This is a genomic window from Dawidia cretensis (genome assembly GCF_018598175.1).
Classification (GTDB): Bacteria; Bacteroidota; Bacteroidia; order Cytophagales; family Cyclobacteriaceae; genus Ohtaekwangia; species Ohtaekwangia cretensis.
On sequence record NZ_JAHESE010000022.1, the window covers coordinates 1 to 19056 of the forward strand.

Consider the following 19056-nt stretch of genomic DNA (forward strand, 5'->3'; position numbering starts at 1 on the left):
AGGTTAACGCTTCCCACTATCAAGGTGCGTTCGGGACTTACACCCTAGAGTTCGCGCCCATGCCGGGCGCACACAAAAAAAAGCCATCCCGTAAAGGATGGCTCTTTCAATATCGCTTGTAGCAAATAACTACACCTTGATCTCAACATCAACACCGCTGGGAAGCTCAAGCTTCATCAGAGCGTCTACTGTCTTGGCACTGTTGGAATAGATATCCACCAGGCGCTTGTAAGTACACAGTTGGAACTGCTCACGAGACTTCTTGTTAACGTGAGGAGAGCGCAATACGGTAAACTTCTCTTTTTCAGTCGGCAGCGGAATAGGACCGCTCACCACAGCACCGGTTGCCTTAACAGCTCTTACGATTTTCTCGGAAGACTTGTCCACGAGATTGTGATCGTAAGACTTCAGTTTAATTCTAATTTTTTGATTCATAGGTTTATCTAAACGCCTTTTAGATGTTGATTATTTACCGGCTTTAACGCCTTTCAATTCTTCAATTACTTTGTCTGCAAGGTTCTTCGGAACAGGAGCATAGTGTGCAAATGTCAGCGAAGCTGATGCACGGCCTGATGTCAGTGTGCGCAGGTCGGTAATATAACCGAAGAGCTCTTTCAAAGGCACATCAGCCTTGATAACCTGGGCGCCACCACGGCTGTCCATACCCTTCATCACACCGCGTCTTCTGTTCAAGTCACCTGTCACAGAACCAGTGTATTCATCCGGGCTCAGTACTTCTACCGACATGATCGGCTCGAGCAGTTGAGGACCGCATTTTGCAGCCGCTTCTTTGAAGCCAATACGAGCAGCAAGCTCGAACGACAGTGAGTCGGAGTCAACGTCATGGTATGAACCGTGGAACAGACGCACCTTCATGGAATCGATAGGGTATCCGGCAAGAGGCCCGTTAGACATCGCACTTTCAAAACCTTTCTGAACCGGCTGAATGAATTCGCGGGGGATCACACCACCTACGATATCGTTCACAAACTCCAGTCCTTCCTTGTCGCCTTCCTCGAGTACGCGGGGCCCGATCTCGAATACGATATCGGCAAACTTACCACGACCACCGGTCTGCTTCTTGTAAACTTCCTTGTGTTCGATCGACTTGGTAAGCGCTTCTTTGTAGGCCACCTGGGGAGCACCCTGGTTGATCTCTACTTTGAATTCGCGACGCAGACGGTCGATGATAATTTCCAGGTGAAGCTCACCCATACCGCGAAGGATGGTTTGGCCTGTCTCCTGGTCGGTGTTAACACGCAACGTAGGATCTTCTTCCACCAGTTTGGCAATCGCCATACCCAGCTTGTCTACGTCAGCTTGTTTCTTCGGTTCGATCGCGTAGCCGATTACAGGCTCAGGGAACACCATTGATTCAAGCACTACTTTGCGTTTTTCGTCGCAAAGCGTATCACCAGTCTTAATATCTTTAAAGCCTACTACCGCACCGATGTCACCAGCTACCAGACGTTCGATCTGATTTTGCTTGTTAGCGTGCATCTGGAATACGCGGGAGATACGCTCTTTGCTTTCAGAACGTGTATTGTATACGTAAGAGCCGGACTCCAGTACGCCAGAGTAAGCGCGTACGAAGCAAAGACGTCCTACGAATGGGTCAGTAGCGATTTTGAATGCAAGCGCAGCGAAAGGCTCGTTGGCATCCGGGCGGATAATAACTTCTTGATCCGTATCAGGATTGTGGGCGATGATATCGTCCTTATCCATCGGAGAAGGAAGAAGTTCCATCACATAATCCAGCATAGTCTGAACGCCTTTGTTCTTGAAAGACGATCCGCATACCATCGGCACGACTTTCATCGCGATCGTAGCCTTGCGAAGGGCCGTCAGAATTTCGGCTTCAGAAATTGAATCAGGGTTTTCGAAGAATTTCTCCATCAGCGTCTCGTCGAAGTCGGCGACAGCTTCCAGGAGCTTCTCACGATATTCGAGAACCTCATCTTTCATGTCGTCAGGAATCGGTACGACTTGGTACGTCATACCTTTGTCCGACTCATTCCAAACGATACCACGGTTGTTGATCAAATCAACAACACCGCGGAAGTTCTCTTCAGCACCGATCGGCAACTGCAGGGCCACTGCATTGCTTCCCAGTTTCTCTTTTACTTGCTTGCAAACGCCCAGGAAGTCAGAGCCGGCACGGTCCATCTTATTGACGAAACCGATACGCGCTACTTTATAGTTATCAGCCAGGCGCCAGTTAGTCTCGGATTGAGGCTCTACACCATCCACCGCGCTAAACAAAAACACCAGACCATCCAATACGCGCAGGGAACGGTTTACCTCTACGGTAAAGTCCACGTGACCTGGTGTATCGATGATGTTAACGTTGTATTTGTTACTTCTGTAATCCCAGAATACGGTAGTGGCGGCAGATGTAATGGTAATCCCTCTCTCCTGCTCCTGCGCCATCCAGTCCATCGTCGCAGCACCTTCGTGCACTTCGCCGATCTTGTGGTTCACACCGGCATAGTACAGAATACGCTCCGTCGTGGTAGTCTTACCTGCATCGATGTGTGCCGCGATACCAATGTTTCTGGTATATTTTAAGTCTCTAGACATTACCTGGTTCCTCTAAATTAGAATCTGAAATGTGAAAATGCCTTGTTGGCTTCAGCCATGCGGTGCGTGTCGTCCTTCTTCTTCATAGCAGCACCTTCACCTTTGGAAGCCGCAATGATCTCAGCCGCCAGCTTATCCATCATGGTCTTCTCACCACGCATACGTGAGTAGTCGATCAGCCATTTAATGCTCAGGTTGATCTTACGCTCAGGACGAATCTCAACCGGTACCTGGAAGGTAGCACCCCCTACACGGCGGCTCTTTACCTCAACACCTGGCATCAGGTTGTTCATCGCACGTTTCCATACTTCGATACCAGCTTCGTTGGTTTTCTTCTCAACTTGTGCTACGGCATCGTAGAAGATGGTGTATGCTGTGCTTTTCTTGCCTTGCTCCATCAGGTAGTTCACGAACTTAGTTACCAGCGGATCGCTGAACTTAGGATCGGGCAGAAGATATCTCTTTTTAGGTTTTGACTTTCTCATGGCTTAAATCCGATTATTTTTTCTTACCCTTTGCTGCTGGTGCACCTTTTCCGGCAGGCGCTGCTGCTCCTGGCTTAGGACGTTTTGCTCCGTATTTCGAACGGCTCTGCTTACGGCCGTTTACACCCGCAGTATCCAATGCACCACGAACGATGTGGTAACGAACACCGGGAAGATCTTTCACACGACCACCACGGATCAGCACGATCGAGTGCTCCTGGAGGTTGTGGCCTTCACCCATAATGTAAGCATTTACCTCTTTGCCGCTCACCAGGCGAACCCGGGCAACCTTACGCATCGCGGAATTAGGCTTTTTAGGAGTTGTTGTGTACACACGTGTACATACGCCTCTTTTTTGAGGGCAAGAGTCAAGGGCAGGCGACTTGGACTTGAATTCCAGTGTCTTACGTCCTTTTCTTACAAGTTGTTGAATGGTAGGCATTTATATTTCTTTTTAGAAACCTTTCAAAATTTTGGACTGCAAAGGTACCTAAACAAAGATTCCTTGCAAAGCCCCATCGCAATATTTTTGCGCAAGATGGCCTAATAATGAGACAAATACGTATCCCAACAGCCGATTTAAAGAATTCTTAACGTACTAAGACCCCCGATTTCTCAGGCTTCACCCACTGCACCCCCAAAATTCATGGGAAACTTGGGCATATCATCCGTACGCTTAATCGGTCCGAAGCTCGCTTCGTACTTGTCTATGTTGTCGTTTAACGCCTGTAACAGACGCTTGGCATGCTCCGGTGTGATCACGATCCGTGACTTCACCTTCGCTTTCGGCACCCCCGGCATCAACCGGATAAAATCGATCACGAACTCGCTGTTCGAGTGCGCAATCATTGCCAGGTTCGAATAAATTCCCTCCGCGATCTCCTCCGTCAGCTCAATGTTGATCTGACCTTGCTGTTGCCCCGGCTGCTGTTTGTTCTTGTCTTCTGCCATAAATGCTCACAAGTAAAAAAAGTGCGGATGGCACCCGAAGGCTGCACATCCGCACGATTTATAGTCATTTTAATACATCGTAATTAGTCCTGAAGCTCCTTTTCGCGGTCCCGAGTTGTACGCTCCGGCGCATTCAACGCGGATGAATCGTACTCGTCTTTGTGGGTAACGATCATGTCGAGGAACTTGCGTTGACCCGTACCGGCAGGGATCAGGTGCCCTACGATAACGTTCTCTTTCAAACCGTTCAACCAGTCGGTCTTGCCACGGATCGCTGCTTCGCTCAACACCTTCGTCGTTTCCTGGAAGGATGCCGCCGATAGCCAGCTTTCAGTTTTCAAAGACGCCTGAGTAATACCTTGCAGCGTCGGTCTTGATACGGCCGCCAGAGCGTCGCGTACTTCTACCAGCTTCAGGTCTTTACGGCGCAGCACCGAGTTCTCGTCGCGGAATTCACGTCCCGTAACGATCTGGCCTGGTCTCATGGTAGGTGAATCACCTGCATCCACGACCACCTTCTTATCCAGAATCGTGTCGTTGTCTTCACGGAACTGCAGCTTGTCAACGTACTCGCCTGGCAGGAAGTTAGTATCACCCGGATCGAGGATTTCCACTTTCTGCATCATCTGGCTCACAATCGCCTCGATGTGCTTATCGTTGATCTTCACACCTTGCAGACGATATACTTCCTGGATCTCGTTCACCAGGTACTCTTGTACCGCGGTAGGACCTTTGATCGACAGGATGTCCGAAGGCGTAATAGAACCGTCAGACAGCGGTTGGCCAGCTTTCACGAAGTCATTGTCCTGAACCAGGATGTGCTTCGACAGCGGCACCAGGTAGCGCTTCTGAACACCATCACGCGACTCGATAAAGATCTCGCGGTTACCACGCTTGATGCCACCGTACGTAACAACACCGTCGATCTCGCTCACAACCGCCGGGTTCGACGGGTTACGAGCTTCGAACAATTCTGTTACGCGGGGCAGACCACCCGTGATGTCGCGCGATTTACCCATCGTACGCGGGATCTTCGCCAGTACCGTACCAGCCTTGATCTTCTCACCTGCGTCTACCGCTAAGTGAGCGCCTACTGGAATATTATACCCCTTCGTATCGGCTTTACCTTTTACCATGACCGCAGGGTTCTTGGTCTTATCCCGTGTTTCGGTAATTACCTTCTCACGGTGACCAGTCTGCTCATCCGATTCCTCTTTGAAGGTCACGCCTTCAATGATGGATTCGTATTCAATGATACCGTCGAACTCCGAAAGGATCACGGCGTTGTAAGGATCCCAGAAGCAAAGCTCCTCGCCCTTCTCAACTTTCTGGCCGTCTTTCACTTTCAGGAACGCACCGTACGGCACGTGGTTCGTGATCAGTACACGGGTCCGCTCGTTGTCCACGATCCGGATCTCACCGGTACGGCCCATCACCACTTGCACAGGGTTGTTGTCGTTGTCGGTAGTATCGATCACCCGCACACCTTCGAACTCGAGGATACCGGTAAACTTCGCCTTGATGTTTGCTTCAACAGCGATGTTCGACGCAGTACCACCCACGTGGAACGTACGCAGTGTCAGCTGAGTACCCGGCTCACCGATGGACTGTGCAGCAATTACACCCACAGCTTCACCTGCTTGTACCATCTTACCAGTCGCCAGGTTACGGCCGTAGCATTTCGCACAGCCACCCACTTTCGACTCGCACGTCAGCAGCGAGCGGATTTCAACTTCTTCAATATTTGTATCTTCAATCAGCTTGGCGATCTCGTCGGTGATCTCCTCGTTCGCACCGCATACAAGCTCGTCCGTCAGCGGATCATAAATGTCGTGTACTGTTACACGACCCAGGATACGCTCTGACAGCGGCTCCACGATATCTTCGTTGTCTTTCAGTGCCGTCACTTTCAGACCGCGCAGTGTACCGCAGTCTACTTCAGAGACTACGAGATCTTGCGCTACGTCTACGAGACGACGTGTCAGATAACCGGCATCGGCCGTCTTCAACGCCGTATCGGCCAGACCTTTCCGCGCACCGTGCGTCGAGATAAAGTACTCCAATACGTCCAGACCTTCTTTGAAGTTCGAAAGGATCGGGTTCTCGATGATCGAGCCTACGGAACCAGCCAGGTTCTTCTGTGGCTTCGCCATCAGACCGCGCATCCCGCCCAACTGACGGATCTGCTCGCGTGAACCCCGTGCGCCGGAGTGCATCATCATGTAAATCGAGTTGAACCCTTGCTGATCTTCCTCCAGCTGCTTCATCAGCGTGCTGGTCAACATCGTGTTTGTACGGGTCCAGATATCGATTACCTGGTTGTAACGCTCGTTGTCAGTGATCAGACCCATCATGTAGTTGTTCCATACGGCATCAACTTCTTCCTGGGCATTGGCCACCATTACTTCTTTCTCAGCCGGTACGTTTACGTCGTTCAGACCCATCGACAGACCGCCTTTGTACGCCATCTGGAATCCGAGTTCCTTGATATCATCCAGGAATTTCGCAGTCTTCGACTGGCCAGCGTATTTGTAGATGTCGGAGATGATCGTCTGCAGCTTTTTCTTCGTCAGCAGCTCGTCTACGAAACCAACTTCCTCCGGTACGAACTGGTTGAAGATCACCCGTCCTGCGACAGTGTCGATCATCTTGTATTCCAGCTCACCGGTCTTCTTATCTTTTACGGTCGCACGAACCTTGATCAGGGCGTGCTTCGACAATTTACCTTCGTTGAAAGCAATCACCACTTCGGCAGCCGAGTAGTAACGTTTGCCTTCGCCTCTGATCGGATACTCCGGCGTGGTCTTGCGACCTTTGGTCAGGTAGTACAGACCCAACACCATGTCCTGCGACGGTACCGTAATAGGGGCGCCGTTGGCAGGGTTCAGAATGTTGTGTGACGACAGCATAAGCAGCGACGCTTCCAGGATAGCCTCCTGGCCAAGCGGTACGTGTACCGCCATCTGGTCACCGTCAAAGTCGGCGTTAAAGGCCGTACACACCAGCGGGTGCAGCTGAATAGCCTTACCTTCGATCAGCTTCGGCTGGAAGGCCTGGATACCCAGTCTGTGCAGCGTAGGGGCACGGTTCAGCAGTACGGGGTGACCCTTCAGTACGTTTTCCAGGATATCCCAAATTACCGGGTCCTTGCGGTCAACGATCTTCTTGGCCGACTTTACCGTCTTCACAATACCTCTTTCGATCAGCTTGCGAATGATAAATGGCTTGAACAATTCCGCCGCCATATCCTTCGGCAGACCGCACTCGTGCAGCTTCAGCTCAGGACCTACGACGATAACCGAACGACCCGAGTAGTCAACACGCTTACCGAGCAAGTTCTGACGGAAACGGCCTTGCTTACCTTTCAGCATATCGCTGAGGGATTTCAGGGCACGGTTACCATCTGAACGCACCGCGTTTACTTTGCGTGAGTTGTCGAACAGAGAGTCGACAGCCTCCTGCAACATACGCTTCTCGTTACGCAGGATCACTTCCGGCGCCTTGATGTCGATCAGACGCTTCAGACGGTTGTTCCGGATAATCACACGGCGATACAGGTCGTTCAAATCGGAGGTAGCAAAACGGCCACCATCCAGCGGTACGAGCGGACGCAGTTCCGGCGGAATCACCGGCACCATCTTAATCACCATCCACTCGGGCTTGTTCTCAATACGAGTCTTCGCGTCACGGAACGCTTCAACCACCTTGAGGCGCTTCAGCGCTTCAGCTTTACGCTGCTGCGATGTATCAGTAGCAGCCTGGTGGCGCAAGTCGTACGACAGCGTGTCCAGTTGTGTACGCGACAGCAGCATTTCCAGCGCGTCGGCACCCATTCTCGCGATGAACTTCTTCGGATCGTTGTCGTCCAGCAGTTGGTTCTCGCGGGGCAGTTTGTCGATAATGTCCAGGTACTCCTCTTCGGTCAGGAAGTCGAGGCGGTTCACACCGTCTTCTTCTTTGGTACCGGGTTGGATCACCACGTAACGCTCGTAGTAAATGATCTGGTCGAGCTTCTTTGTAGGAAGGCCGAGCAGGTAGCCGATCTTGTTCGGCAGGGAGCGGAAATACCAGATGTGTGCCACCGGTACAACCAACTCGATATGGCCCATGCGCTCGCGACGAACCTTCTTCTCGGTAACTTCTACACCGCAACGGTCGCAAATGATGCCTTTATAGCGTATACGCTTATATTTTCCGCAATGACACTCCCAGTCTTTTACAGGGCCGAAGATCCGCTCGCAGAACAACCCGCCCATTTCGGGCTTGTAGGTCCGGTAGTTAATCGTCTCCGGTTGCGTAACCTCGCCATGTGAGCTCTCCAGAATAGATTCCGGAGACGCCAGGCTGATGGTGATCTTGGAGAAGTCGTTGTTGATCTTTTTATTCTTTCTGAAAGACATAGTGTAAGTTTTCAGTTATAATATATACCCTAATTAGTCCATGGTGATCTCAAGCGCCAAACCTCTGAGCTCGTGCACCAACACGTTGAACGACTCAGGAATATTGGGTTTGCGCATGTTCTCGCCCTTCACAATCGCTTCGTACGCCTTCGCACGGCCGATCACGTCGTCGGACTTGATGGTCAGGATCTCCTGCAGGATGTTCGAAGCACCAAAGGCCTCGATCGCCCATACTTCCATCTCCCCGAAACGCTGGCCACCGAACTGCGCCTTACCACCCAGCGGTTGCTGCGTGATGAGCGAGTAAGGCCCGATGGAACGTGCGTGCATCTTATCGTCCACCAAGTGACCGAGTTTCAGCATGTACGCCACCCCTACCGTTACCGGCTGGTCGAACTTGTCGCCTGTCAGACCATCGTACAGGTATGTACGACCGTATGGCGGCAGACCCGCTTCTTTCAGCTCGGCTTGAACCTCGTCCAACGAAGCACCGTCGAAAATCGGCGTCGCATACTTGCGGCCCAACTTCAGACCGGCCCACGCCAGTACAGTTTCGTAGATCTGACCCAGGTTCATACGCGAAGGTACGCCCAGCGGGTTCAAACAGATGTCTACCGGTGTACCGTCTTCCAGGAACGGCATGTCTTCCTCGCGTACGATACGCGCCACAACACCCTTGTTACCGTGGCGACCTGCCATCTTATCACCTACCTTCAGCTTACGCTTCTTGGCAATGTATACTTTCGCAAGTTGTACGATACCCGTCGGCAGCTCGTCACCCACTTCCAGCGTAAAGCGCTCGCGCTTAAACTCGCCGGCGAAGGTGTTACGCTTGATGATATAGAACTTCACCATCTGGCCGATCAGCTCGTTGGTGTGCTCTTCGCTTGTCCAGTTCTCCAGGCTTACGTCAGAGATCAGGTTCACTTCTTCCGGAACGTTGTAGTTGCTTTCGTCACGGTAGATGTTCTTGTCGGGAAACAGGTTGTTCTCGATCACCTTGGTCGAGAATTTCACACCCTTGCTCACCAACTCATCACCGAACTTGTGCTTCACACCGTTGCTGGTCTTAGCGTTCAGCAGTATCGACAGCTTCTTGATCATTTCCTCGCGGAGATCAGCCAGCTGCTTGCTGTATTTGTTCTTCAGCGCATCCAGCTCCTTCTTCGACTTCGTGCGTACATCTTTGTCGCGCTTCGGACGAGAGAAGAGTTTGGTGTCGATAACAACACCCTTCAGTGACGGCGGTGCCTTCATCGAAGCATCTTTCACATCACCGGCTTTGTCACCGAAGATCGCACGGAGCAGTTTTTCTTCCGGCGTCGGGTCGGTCTCACCTTTCGGTGTGATCTTACCGATCAGGATGTCGCCTTCGCGAACTTCCGCACCGATACGGATGATACCGTTCTCGTCGAGGTTCTTCACGGCTTCTTCGCTCACGTTCGGGATTTCAGAAGTAAGTTCTTCTTCACCACGCTTCGTGTCGCGTACTTCGAGCTCGAATTCTTCGATGTGGATCGACGTATACACGTCGTCTTGTACCACCTTCTCAGAGATTACGATCGCATCCTCGAAGTTGTAACCTTGCCACGGCATGTACGCCACCAGCAGGTTGCGGCCCAGGGCAAGCTCGCCATTCTGGGTAGCATATCCCTGGCACAGCGGCTGGCCTTTTACCACCTTCTGGCCTTTGAACACCAGCGGGGTCAGGTTGATACACGTATCCTGGTTGGTTCTTCTGAACTTGATCAGGTTGTACGTGCGGTATTCGTTGTCGAAGCTTACCAGGCGTTGCTCCTCGGTAATTTCGTATTTGATCGTGATCTTCTTCGCATCGACGAAGTCCACCACGCCGTCGCCTTCTGCCAATACCAGCGCGCGCGAATCCAGGGCTACACGGCCTTCCAGACCAGTACCCACGATCGGCGCCTGCGGCCGCATCAGCGGCACCGCCTGGCGTTGCATGTTCGAGCCCATCAGCGCACGGTTCGCATCGTCGTGCTCCAGGAACGGAATCATCGACGCCGCCACCGACACAATCTGGTTCGGCGCAATGTCCATATACTTCAGCTCCTTCGGCTCGATCACCGGGAAGTCACCCTCGAAACGCGCCTTCATCTTCTCGTCTACAAACTCGCCGTTCGGCTTCAGTTGCATCTTCGCCTGGGCGATGTAGTTTGTATCTTCTTCCTCGGCTGTCAGGAACACAACCGGCTCTTTTACTTTTACTTTACCATCCTCTACGCGGCGGTACGGGGTCTCGATAAAGCCCATCTTGTTCACCTTGGCGTGAACGCAGAGTGACGAGATCAGACCGATGTTCGGACCTTCCGGCGTTTCGATCGTACACAGACGGCCATAGTGCGTATAGTGTACGTCTCGAACTTCGAAGCCTGCGCGTTCGCGCGACAGACCACCGGGACCGAGTGCCGACATCCGACGCTTGTGCGTGATCTCGGCGAGCGGGTTGGTTTGGTCCATGAACTGCGACAGCTGGTTCGTACCGAAGAACGAGTTGATCACCGACGACAGTGTACGGGCGTTGATCAGGTCTACCGGTTTGAAGTCTTCGTTGTCGCGTACGTTCATTCTTTCTTTGATCGTACGGGCCATACGCGCCAGACCTACACCGAACTGTGAGTACAACTGCTCGCCTACTGTACGTACGCGGCGGTTGCTCAAGTGGTCAATGTCGTCGATCAGCGCCTTGGAGTTGATCAGACCGATCAGGTACTTCACGATCAGGATAATATCCTCTTTCGTCAGTACGCGCTGGTCAGAGCTGATGTCCAGGCCAAGCTTTTTGTTGATCCGGTAACGGCCTACTTCACCCAGGTCATAACGCTTCTCGCTAAAGAACAAGCTGTTGATGATATCACGGGCAGTTTGCTCATCCGGAGCTTCTGTATTCCGCAACTGGCGGTAGATATACTCCACAGCCTCTTTCTCAGAGTTGGAAGTATCTTTTGCCAGCGTGTTGAAGATGATGTTATAGTCGGCGATGTTGATATCGTCGCGGTGCAGGATGATCGATTTCACGCCTGACTCTACGATGATCTCTACATCTTCCGCCTCAATGCTATGGTCACGCTCCAGCAACACTTCGTTACGGTCGATCGACACCACTTCACCGGTATCTTCGTCCACGAAGTCTTCCGTCCAGGTTTTCAGCACCCGGGCTGCCAGCTTGCGGCCGACAATTTTCTTCAGCGTGTTTTTGTTGGCCTCCACTTCTTCAGACAGGCCGAAGAGGTCGAGGATATCTTTATCCGAACCATACCCGATCGCGCGGAGCAGGGTAGTTACTGGGAATTTTTTCTTCCGGTCAATGTATGCGTACATCACCGCGTTCACGTCGGTCGCAAACTCGATCCACGAGCCTTTGAACGGAATGATCCGGGCAGAGTACAGTTTCGTACCGTTCGTGTGCTTGCTCATCGCAAAGAATACACCGGGTGAACGGTGCAGCTGCGATACAATAACACGCTCGGCGCCATTGATCACAAACGAGCCCTTCTCGGTCATATACGGGATATTGCCGAGAAACACTTCTTGCTCAATGGTTTCAAAATCTTCGTTATCCTCGTCGTTACAGGTCAGGCGAAGCTTGGCCTTCAGGGGTACGGAGAATGTCAATCCGCGGTCAATGCACTCGTCAACCGAGTACTTCGGCGGATCAATCGTATAGTCTACAAACTCCAGCACGAAGTTTTCACGCGAATCGCTGATCGGGAAATTTTCTGCAAAAACCTTATAAAGACCTTCGTTCTGTCTTTTTTCGGCTGGCGTTTCAATCTGTAAGAAATCTTTGAAAGACTGGAGTTGAAGGTCCAGAAAATCGGGGTATTCGAGGATCTTCTCAATGCCTGAGAAGTCGATTCTACCGTTAATTGTCTTCTTTGCCAAGGTGATTTAACGTTTAAGTTCTTTGATCCCGGACGGAGAACAGTAAGAAATAATGAGTACAAACAGGAATAGACCCTGTCCATCCCGACCCCGATTTTATCGGAGTCGGGAAAGACACAGGGTCTAACCGAAGCTTTCAGACGGTACTCTTCGTCTGCAGAAGAATTACTTCAGCTCAACTTCGGCACCAGCCTCAACGAGTTGCTTCTTCAGGTTCTCTGCTTCGTCCTTCGGTAAGCCTTCTTTGATAGTTTTCGGAGCGCCGTCTACCATGTCTTTAGCTTCTTTCAGGCCAAGACCCGTCAGGTCTTTCACCAATTTCACGATTTGAAGCTTGTTAGGGCCAGCAGCCTTCAGTACCACGTCAAAGTTAGTTTTTTCAGCAGCAGCAGCGGCACCACCACCACCAGCAGCAGGACCTGCTACAACAGCTGCAGCGGCAGGTTCAATACCATAGGTTTCTTTCAGGTAAGAAGCCAGTTCGGTAACTTCTTTAACGGTGAGGTCAACGAGTTGATCTCCGATTGCTTTAATATCAGCCATTTTTGTAAGTTTTAAGAATTCTAGTGAGTTAATAAATTATTTGTTCCCGCGTTCTTCCAGCGCTTTTACCAGGCCGGCCACGGTGTTCTTGCTGCCATTTTGAAGAGCCGAAATAACGTTCTTGGCAGGTGCTTGCAGGGCTGCAATAACGTCGCCAATAAGCTCGTTCTTCGACTTCAATTCGACTAGCGTAGTAAGGTTCTCGTCCCCGATAAACAGGTCGGAGTTGATGGAAGCCGCTTTCAAAACAGGCTTGCCTTCCATTTTCTGACGAAACTCTTTAATAATCTTGGCCGGCAGGTTGCCGATTTCTTTGGAGAACATTACTCCTGAGAAACCTGCGAGTGCGCCGAACAAGGGCGAGTAGTCAGTGCCTTCTTGCTTCTCCAGCGCTTTCTGAATCAACGTGTTTTTATACACTTTGTATTCGATACCGCTTTTGAAACACAGTCTTCTAAAATTATTGATCTGTGCGACAGTGAAACCACCTGCATCAGTAATATAGAAGTGGGCATTGTTGGCAAACTTCTCTGAAAGCTCCTCGATAATCTGTGATTTTTCTTCTCTCGTCATGTCGTTGGATGCTTAAATGCCAGCAATAGAGTTTTTGTCAACCGTCAGACCCGGACTCATAGTAGTCGAAATAGTGATGCTTTTGAAGTACTCACCTTTCGCAGAGGACGGTTTCAGTTTGGCAACAACATTGATCATCTCCACAGCATTGTCCCGGATTTTATCCGCCGAGAAGGAAGCTCTGCCAATGCCGACGTGGATGATGCCTTGCTTATCAATTTTGAAGTCGATCTTACCCGCTTTTACTTCTTTCACGGCTTTCCCGACTTCGAGCGTAACAGTTCCTGATTTAGGATTTGGCATGAGGCCTCTTGGACCGAGTATTTTACCCAGCTTACCAACCTTTGCCATGACAGTAGGAGTACAGATGATCACATCGATATCTGTCCAGCCACCTTCAATCTTCTGGATATAGTCATCCAGACCTACGTGATCCGCGCCGGAGTCTTTTGCATCCTGAACTTTGTCAGGTGTGCAAAGCACCAATACACGAACATCTTTACCAATGCCGTGGGGCAATGCCACCACGCCACGTACCATTTGATCCGACTTCTTCGGGTCTACACCCAAGCGAATGTCAAGATCAACCGACGCATCAAATTTTGTAAAGGTGATTTCCTTCAAAACTTTTGCTGCATCTTCCAAAGAGAATTCCTTCTCCCGGTCTACTTTAGCAAGGACTGCTTTTCTGTTCTTTGAAATCTTCGCCATTGCCCTAATTATTTATCCCACGGGGGAGTTCCTGATACCGTAATACCTAAGCTTCTAGCAGTACCTGCCACCATTTTCATGGCCGACTCAACCTTGAAGGCATTGAGATCAGGCATTTTGGTTTCTGCGATGGCCTTTACCTGTTCCCAGGTAATAGAGCCCACCTTGTTGCGGTTCGGCTCAGCAGAGCCTTTTTGCTTCTTTGCGGCGTCCAAAATCAGGTTCGCTGCGGGGGGAGTCTTGATCACAAAATCAAACGACTTGTCGTTGTAAATGCTGATCAAAACAGGAAGCACTTGTCCGGGTTTGTCTTGCGTACGAGCATTGAATTGCTTACAAAAGTCCATGATGTTCAGACCTTTGGAACCCAACGCAGGACCAATCGGAGGTGCCGGGTTTGCTGCCCCGCCCTTTACCTGTAATTTCAGATAACCAATAATCTCTTTTGCCATGTTATCTTATTCTAGCTTTTCTACCTGCATGTAACTTAATTCCACCGGAGTATTCCGGCCAAAAATTTTCACCATTACATTGAGCTTCTTCTTGTCTTCAAAAATCTCCTCAACTGTCCCGGTAAATCCGCTGAATGGACCATCCATTACTTTCACGGACTCACCTTTGATAAATGGTGTCTCGAGTTTTTCATCGAGTTCGTCAATCTCTTCAACTTTACCGAGAATCCGGTTAACCTCTGATTGACGAAGAGATACTGGATCCTTGGAAGCCCCGGTGCCGTTGTTGCCGAGGAAACCGATCACACCGGGAATTGTGTTCACCGCGTGATATGCCTCCCCATTCGAGAGATCTGCTGAAACGAGCACGTAACCCGGAAAAAAGTTGCGCTCACGAACACGCTTCTTTCCGTTTCTCATTTCATATACTTTTTCAGAAGGGATCAGCACCTGGGGGACAAAGTCCGCCAGCTTGGAACGCTCGATCTCAGTCTCCAGGTAAGATTTAACCTTCTTTTCCTGGCCACTGACGACCCTGAGAACATACCATTTCAGCTCGCCCATTGTTTCTGTTTAAAATTCGCCTTTGTAATAGATCTGAAGACCGGTCTTGAAAACCCAGTCGATCGCACCAATCACCAGTGCAAAAAGTGTCGATGCCACCAGCACCAGGATTGCACTGCTTTGCAATTCACTGTACTTCGACCAAGTTACTTTGTTCTTGATCTCGTCCCAGGATTCTGCGAAATAGGTTTTTAACTTGTCCATGTGATTCTGTCGTTTGTATCTGAAAAAGCTTCCGCTTTTCCCTTGTAAACCTCGATTCTAGCACGGGTGGAGAGACTCGAACTCCCAGCCAATGGTTTTGGAGACCACTACTCTACCAATTGAGCTACACCCGTTTATTTAAATCCCTTGCTCCAACAACCTGATCCCCACACCGATGTCACTCGGCCCAAAAAGGGACTGCAAAAATAGAAGAATTGGCAGGAAAATAAAAGCGTTCTTGAAAATTATTCCAAGAACGCTTTCTTATTGATAATCAGACGATTAGTCGATGATCTCAGTTACCTGACCGGATCCTACCGTACGGCCACCTTCACGGATAGCGAAACGGAGACCTTTCTCCATCGCGATTTTGTTGATCAGCTCAACTTCAATCGAGATGTTGTCGCCAGGCATAACCATTTCAACACCGGCAGGAAGCTTACACTCGCCTGTAACGTCGGTTGTACGGAAATAGAACTGAGGACGGTATTTGTTGAAGAATGGTGTGTGACGACCACCTTCTTCTTTCGACAGTACGTACACTTCAGCCTTGAACTTAGCGTGCGGCTTAACCGAACCAGGCTTACAGATAACCATACCACGACGGATTTGCTCTTTTTCAATACCGCGGAGCAGCAGACCTACGTTGTCACCAGCTTCACCTCTGTCGAGGATCTTGCGGAACATTTCCACACCTGTGATCGTAGATTTCAGGTTTTCAGCACCCATACCCAGGATTTCAACCGGGTCACCAGTGTTGATAACACCACGCTCGATACGACCAGTAGCAACAGTACCACGACCAGTGATCGAGAACACGTCTTCTACAGGCATCAGGAAGTCTTTGTCGATCAGACGAACAGGCAGGGGAATATGCTCATCCACAGCCTTCATCAGCTCTTCAACTTTCTCAACCCATTTCGGTTCGCCGTTCAACGCGCCCAATGCTGAGCCACGGATTACAGGCATTGTATCGCCAGGGAAGCTGTAAGCAGACATCAGTTCGCGAACTTCCATCTCTACCAGATCCAACAATTCTTCGTCGTCAACAAGATCGACTTTGTTCATGAATACAACCAGGGCAGGTACACCTACCTGACGGGCCAGGAGGATGTGCTCACGAGTCTGGGGCATAGGGCCGTCTGTAGCAGCCACCACGAGGATAGCACCGTCCATCTGAGCAGCACCGGTAACCATGTTCTTCACATAGTCGGCGTGACCAGGGCAATCAACGTGCGCGTAGTGTCTGTTCGCTGTGGCATATTCCACGTGCGAAGTATTGATAGTGATACCACGTTCTTTTTCTTCCGGAGCGTTGTCGATAGAAGAGAAGTCACGCATAGAAGCTAGTCCTTTAGACGCAAGCACTTTTGTAATTGCTGCTGTCAGCGTGGTTTTACCGTGGTCAACGTGACCGATAGTACCCACGTTTACGTGGGGTTTCGAACGATCAAATGTTTCTTTAGCCATATTTGAAAATCCCAGTTAAAGTTTTAAAGTAAATAGTGTTAGTTATTAAAGTTCTGTTCTATGTCAATTCGTTGATCGGCTATCGGTTAACTCAGTGATTCCGTAACAAATCAACTAATTAACGAATGAACAAATCAACACTTTCCAGAGAGCTGTTGATGAGGATTGAACTCACGACCTCTTCCTTACCAAGGAAGTGCTCTACCACTGAGCTACAACAGCATTACAGCCGTCACACGCTATCCGTCAACTGCAAAACTTGCAGCAAACGTCTAACGGACAACAGCTCCGAAGAGCGGGAGACGAGGCTCGAACCCGCGACCTATAGCTTGGAAGGCTATCGCTCTACCAACTGAGCTACTCCCGCATTCTTTCGCCGAACATGTTCAGCGAAGGCGGGTATGCTTCCCGTTGTCCTCGCCAGCACCCCGCCTGCCGGCAGGCTTTGCTATCGGCTTATTTTGCCTAACCTGAAAAGCATAAGTAGGCGCTGTGGGGGAAATAGGATTCGAACCTATGAAGTCATAAGACAACAGATTTACAGTCTGTCCCAGTTGGCCGCTTTGGTATTCCCCCAATCTTTCAATAAACAATAAGAACGATTCCTGTTTTTTTGTCCTTTTTAGGAGGCCTTCAAAAACAGGAGTGCAAAATTATACGCTTTTACACTTTTTCAAAACTTCTGCGAGAAATTTCCTCAAATCTTTATCATTTTTTCCGCCCCATCCTGTCCGTTCCACACGTTTACATGGCTACAATCTCCGTAATCACCCCCGGACCAAATTCTTTTTTGAACATGTCCAGCACTTGTTCACGGTAAAGCGAAAAATCATGACGCATCGTCGGCGAGTCGAATTCTACAAACAACACTTTATTGCGAATGTACAGTTTCTTCGTGCGCCGCGCGATCGGCCGCCCCGCCACCCGCTCCCACGAGTCAATCAGCGTGGCCTCGTCATACTTGGTCGTCAGCTGGTACGAATTCAACATACTCCGGATGGCCTCGCCCACCGATTGAATATCGTCCTTGCCGTCTTTTCGCCGTTTTGACATGCCACAAAGGTAAAAGAAGTTAGCGGATCTCCCCACGGTCTACCGTAAACACCCGCGCCGCCATGTCGATCGACTTGAGTAACGCGTCCGTTCGGTCGGGCCGCGCATCCGTAATAAACAACTGCCCCAAATCGCCCTTTACCAATTCCAACAACCGCGCGATCCGGTAATCATCCAGCTTGTCAAAAATATCATCCAATAATAATATAGGCTTAAATCCCTTGTGCTGCAGCATGACCTCGTACTGCGCCAGCTTCAACGCGATGACAAACGACTTTTGCTGCCCCTGCGAGCCCAACCGTTTCAAGTCGCCGCCACCCAGCGTAAACTGATAATCGTCGCGATGTATACCAAAGCTGGTACGCTGTAACGCCAGATCTTTTTGCCGGTTCTTCATCAGCCCACTGGCGAAGTCCGTCTCGTGCAGTTTCGACACATACTGCAGGTCGGTTTCCTCCACGGCGTCTACAATAAACCGGTAATACTTCTGAAACACCGGCAGGAACTCGGCCGCAAAAGCTTCGCGTTGTGTAAAGATCACGTGTCCGGCCTGCAATAATACATAGTCGTACGATTCGAGCATCACCCAGTCTGCCGTACCGCGCTCCTGGAACATGCGCAGCAAACTGTTGCGTTGTTTCAGCGCCTGGTTGTATTGCATCAATGCCTCCAGGTAACGCTTGTCCAATTGCGCGATAATTCCATCAAAAAACTTACGCCGCTCTTCGCTGCTCTCCCGCACCAGTTCTACGTCGTCGGGTGCCAGTAAAATAACGGGATATTTGCCGATGTGGTCGCTCAGCCTGGTGTAGTCCTGCTGGTCCTCGCGAAAGACCTTTTTGGCCCCCACCTGCACCGCGCTCACCAGCTCGTACTCGCGGCCCTCCTTCTCAAAAAAACCTTTTATCATAAAGGCGCCCTGCCCGGCACGGATACACTGCTGGTCAGAGGATGCAAAGGCACTTTTGGTAAACGCAAGCGAGTAAATGGCGTCCAGCAGGTTGGTCTTGCCGCTGCCGTTCTTGCCCACAAAAACATTCACCGCGGGCGAAAAATCCAGGTTGCATTCCGGGTAATTCTTAAAATTCAGCACATGAAGTTTCGCGAGGTACATCAGGAATTGCCGGGAAAGTTTGGCGAATGTTCGTTGGGGGGTTAATTTCG

At 50.4% G+C, this 19056-nt stretch carries 16 protein-coding genes and 4 tRNA genes; all 20 read right to left on the minus strand.

The features are described from left to right. Window positions 1-129: 129 nt before the first annotated feature. The 20 genes from rpsJ to recF all read right to left on the minus strand — a co-directional run bounded on the left by rpsJ (window position 130) and on the right by recF (window position 19006). Window positions 130-435 carry a 30S ribosomal protein S10 gene (rpsJ, locus tag KK062_RS19100; protein WP_079688288.1) on the minus strand — a complete coding sequence of 102 codons (306 nt, stop codon included), beginning with the start codon at window positions 433-435 and terminating at the stop codon, window positions 130-132. A gap of 30 nt (window positions 436-465) precedes the next feature. Next, the gene (gene fusA, locus KK062_RS19105) at window positions 466-2580 is read right to left on the minus strand and encodes an elongation factor G (protein WP_254085946.1); all 2115 of its coding nucleotides are present in this window, start codon (window positions 2578-2580) and stop codon (window positions 466-468) included. A gap of 17 nt (window positions 2581-2597) precedes the next feature. Beyond that, complete coding sequence (gene rpsG, locus KK062_RS19110) at window positions 2598-3065, minus strand: 30S ribosomal protein S7 (protein ID WP_254085947.1); 468 nt, start codon at window positions 3063-3065, stop codon at window positions 2598-2600. 13 nt (window positions 3066-3078) lie between these two features. Then, window positions 3079-3507 (minus strand): 30S ribosomal protein S12, encoded by a 429-nt coding sequence (gene rpsL, locus KK062_RS19115; RefSeq protein WP_254085948.1) that lies wholly within the window; start codon window positions 3505-3507, stop codon window positions 3079-3081. Between the two features lie 173 nt (window positions 3508-3680). Further along, complete coding sequence (locus KK062_RS19120; protein ID WP_254085949.1) at window positions 3681-4016, minus strand: DUF3467 domain-containing protein; 336 nt, start codon at window positions 4014-4016, stop codon at window positions 3681-3683. Between the two features lie 83 nt (window positions 4017-4099). Further along, window positions 4100-8416, minus strand: coding sequence for a DNA-directed RNA polymerase subunit beta' (rpoC, locus tag KK062_RS19125; RefSeq protein ID WP_254085950.1), 4317 nt, complete (start codon window positions 8414-8416; stop codon window positions 4100-4102). A 33-nt stretch (window positions 8417-8449) separates the two neighbouring features. After that, window positions 8450-12322, minus strand: coding sequence for a DNA-directed RNA polymerase subunit beta (gene rpoB, locus KK062_RS19130; RefSeq protein ID WP_254085951.1), 3873 nt, complete (start codon window positions 12320-12322; stop codon window positions 8450-8452). Window positions 12323-12487: 165 nt separating this feature from the next. Then, window positions 12488-12865: a 50S ribosomal protein L7/L12 gene (gene rplL / locus KK062_RS19135; protein ID WP_254085952.1), complete on the minus strand. Its 378-nt coding sequence runs from the start codon at window positions 12863-12865 to the stop codon at window positions 12488-12490. A gap of 36 nt (window positions 12866-12901) precedes the next feature. Continuing rightward, window positions 12902-13438, minus strand: a complete 537-nt coding sequence (gene rplJ, locus KK062_RS19140) for a 50S ribosomal protein L10 (protein ID WP_254085953.1) — start codon at window positions 13436-13438, stop codon at window positions 12902-12904. Window positions 13439-13450: 12 nt separating this feature from the next. After that, window positions 13451-14149: a 50S ribosomal protein L1 gene (gene rplA, locus KK062_RS19145; RefSeq protein ID WP_254085954.1), complete on the minus strand. Its 699-nt coding sequence runs from the start codon at window positions 14147-14149 to the stop codon at window positions 13451-13453. A gap of 8 nt (window positions 14150-14157) precedes the next feature. Then, window positions 14158-14601: a 50S ribosomal protein L11 gene (gene rplK, locus KK062_RS19150; RefSeq protein ID WP_254085955.1), complete on the minus strand. Its 444-nt coding sequence runs from the start codon at window positions 14599-14601 to the stop codon at window positions 14158-14160. Window positions 14602-14607: 6 nt separating this feature from the next. Then, complete coding sequence (gene nusG, locus KK062_RS19155) at window positions 14608-15165, minus strand: transcription termination/antitermination protein NusG (protein ID WP_254085956.1); 558 nt, start codon at window positions 15163-15165, stop codon at window positions 14608-14610. Between the two features lie 9 nt (window positions 15166-15174). Further along, window positions 15175-15369, minus strand: a complete 195-nt coding sequence (gene secE / locus KK062_RS19160; RefSeq protein WP_254085957.1) for a preprotein translocase subunit SecE — start codon at window positions 15367-15369, stop codon at window positions 15175-15177. A gap of 61 nt (window positions 15370-15430) precedes the next feature. After that, a tRNA-Trp gene (locus KK062_RS19165) sits at window positions 15431-15503 on the minus strand. Window positions 15504-15651: 148 nt separating this feature from the next. Further along, window positions 15652-16839 carry an elongation factor Tu gene (tuf, locus tag KK062_RS19170; protein WP_254085958.1) on the minus strand — a complete coding sequence of 396 codons (1188 nt, stop codon included), beginning with the start codon at window positions 16837-16839 and terminating at the stop codon, window positions 15652-15654. Between the two features lie 150 nt (window positions 16840-16989). Next, window positions 16990-17061, minus strand: a tRNA-Thr gene (locus tag KK062_RS19175). A gap of 72 nt (window positions 17062-17133) precedes the next feature. Then, window positions 17134-17206: transfer RNA gene (locus tag KK062_RS19180), tRNA-Gly, on the minus strand. Window positions 17207-17332: 126 nt separating this feature from the next. Then, a tRNA-Tyr gene (locus KK062_RS19185) sits at window positions 17333-17415 on the minus strand. Between the two features lie 168 nt (window positions 17416-17583). Beyond that, window positions 17584-17892, minus strand: coding sequence for a DciA family protein (locus tag KK062_RS19190; RefSeq protein WP_254085959.1), 309 nt, complete (start codon window positions 17890-17892; stop codon window positions 17584-17586). Between the two features lie 19 nt (window positions 17893-17911). Next, window positions 17912-19006 carry a DNA replication/repair protein RecF gene (gene recF / locus KK062_RS19195; protein ID WP_254085960.1) on the minus strand — a complete coding sequence of 365 codons (1095 nt, stop codon included), beginning with the start codon at window positions 19004-19006 and terminating at the stop codon, window positions 17912-17914. Between the last annotated feature and the right edge of the window lie 50 nt (window positions 19007-19056).

Coding starts and splice junctions, on each gene's coding strand:
- tuf (WP_254085958.1), bottom strand. CDS start 16,839: ATGGCTAAAGAAACATTTGATCGTTCGAAACCCCACGTAAACGTGGGT.
- rplL (WP_254085952.1), bottom strand. CDS start 12,865: ATGGCTGATATTAAAGCAATCGGAGATCAACTCGTTGACCTCACCGTT.
- KK062_RS19190 (WP_254085959.1), bottom strand. CDS start 17,892: ATGTCAAAACGGCGAAAAGACGGCAAGGACGATATTCAATCGGTGGGC.
- fusA (WP_254085946.1), bottom strand. CDS start 2,580: ATGTCTAGAGACTTAAAATATACCAGAAACATTGGTATCGCGGCACAC.
- rplK (WP_254085955.1), bottom strand. CDS start 14,601: ATGGCAAAAGAGATTATTGGTTATCTGAAATTACAGGTAAAGGGCGGG.
- rplJ (WP_254085953.1), bottom strand. CDS start 13,438: ATGACGAGAGAAGAAAAATCACAGATTATCGAGGAGCTTTCAGAGAAG.
- rplA (WP_254085954.1), bottom strand. CDS start 14,149: ATGGCGAAGATTTCAAAGAACAGAAAAGCAGTCCTTGCTAAAGTAGAC.
- nusG (WP_254085956.1), bottom strand. CDS start 15,165: ATGGGCGAGCTGAAATGGTATGTTCTCAGGGTCGTCAGTGGCCAGGAA.
- recF (WP_254085960.1), bottom strand. CDS start 19,006: ATGTACCTCGCGAAACTTCATGTGCTGAATTTTAAGAATTACCCGGAA.
- rpoC (WP_254085950.1), bottom strand. CDS start 8,416: ATGTCTTTCAGAAAGAATAAAAAGATCAACAACGACTTCTCCAAGATC.
- rpsL (WP_254085948.1), bottom strand. CDS start 3,507: ATGCCTACCATTCAACAACTTGTAAGAAAAGGACGTAAGACACTGGAA.
- secE (WP_254085957.1), bottom strand. CDS start 15,369: ATGGACAAGTTAAAAACCTATTTCGCAGAATCCTGGGACGAGATCAAG.
- KK062_RS19120 (WP_254085949.1), bottom strand. CDS start 4,016: ATGGCAGAAGACAAGAACAAACAGCAGCCGGGGCAACAGCAAGGTCAG.
- rpsG (WP_254085947.1), bottom strand. CDS start 3,065: ATGAGAAAGTCAAAACCTAAAAAGAGATATCTTCTGCCCGATCCTAAG.
- rpsJ (WP_079688288.1), bottom strand. CDS start 435: ATGAATCAAAAAATTAGAATTAAACTGAAGTCTTACGATCACAATCTC.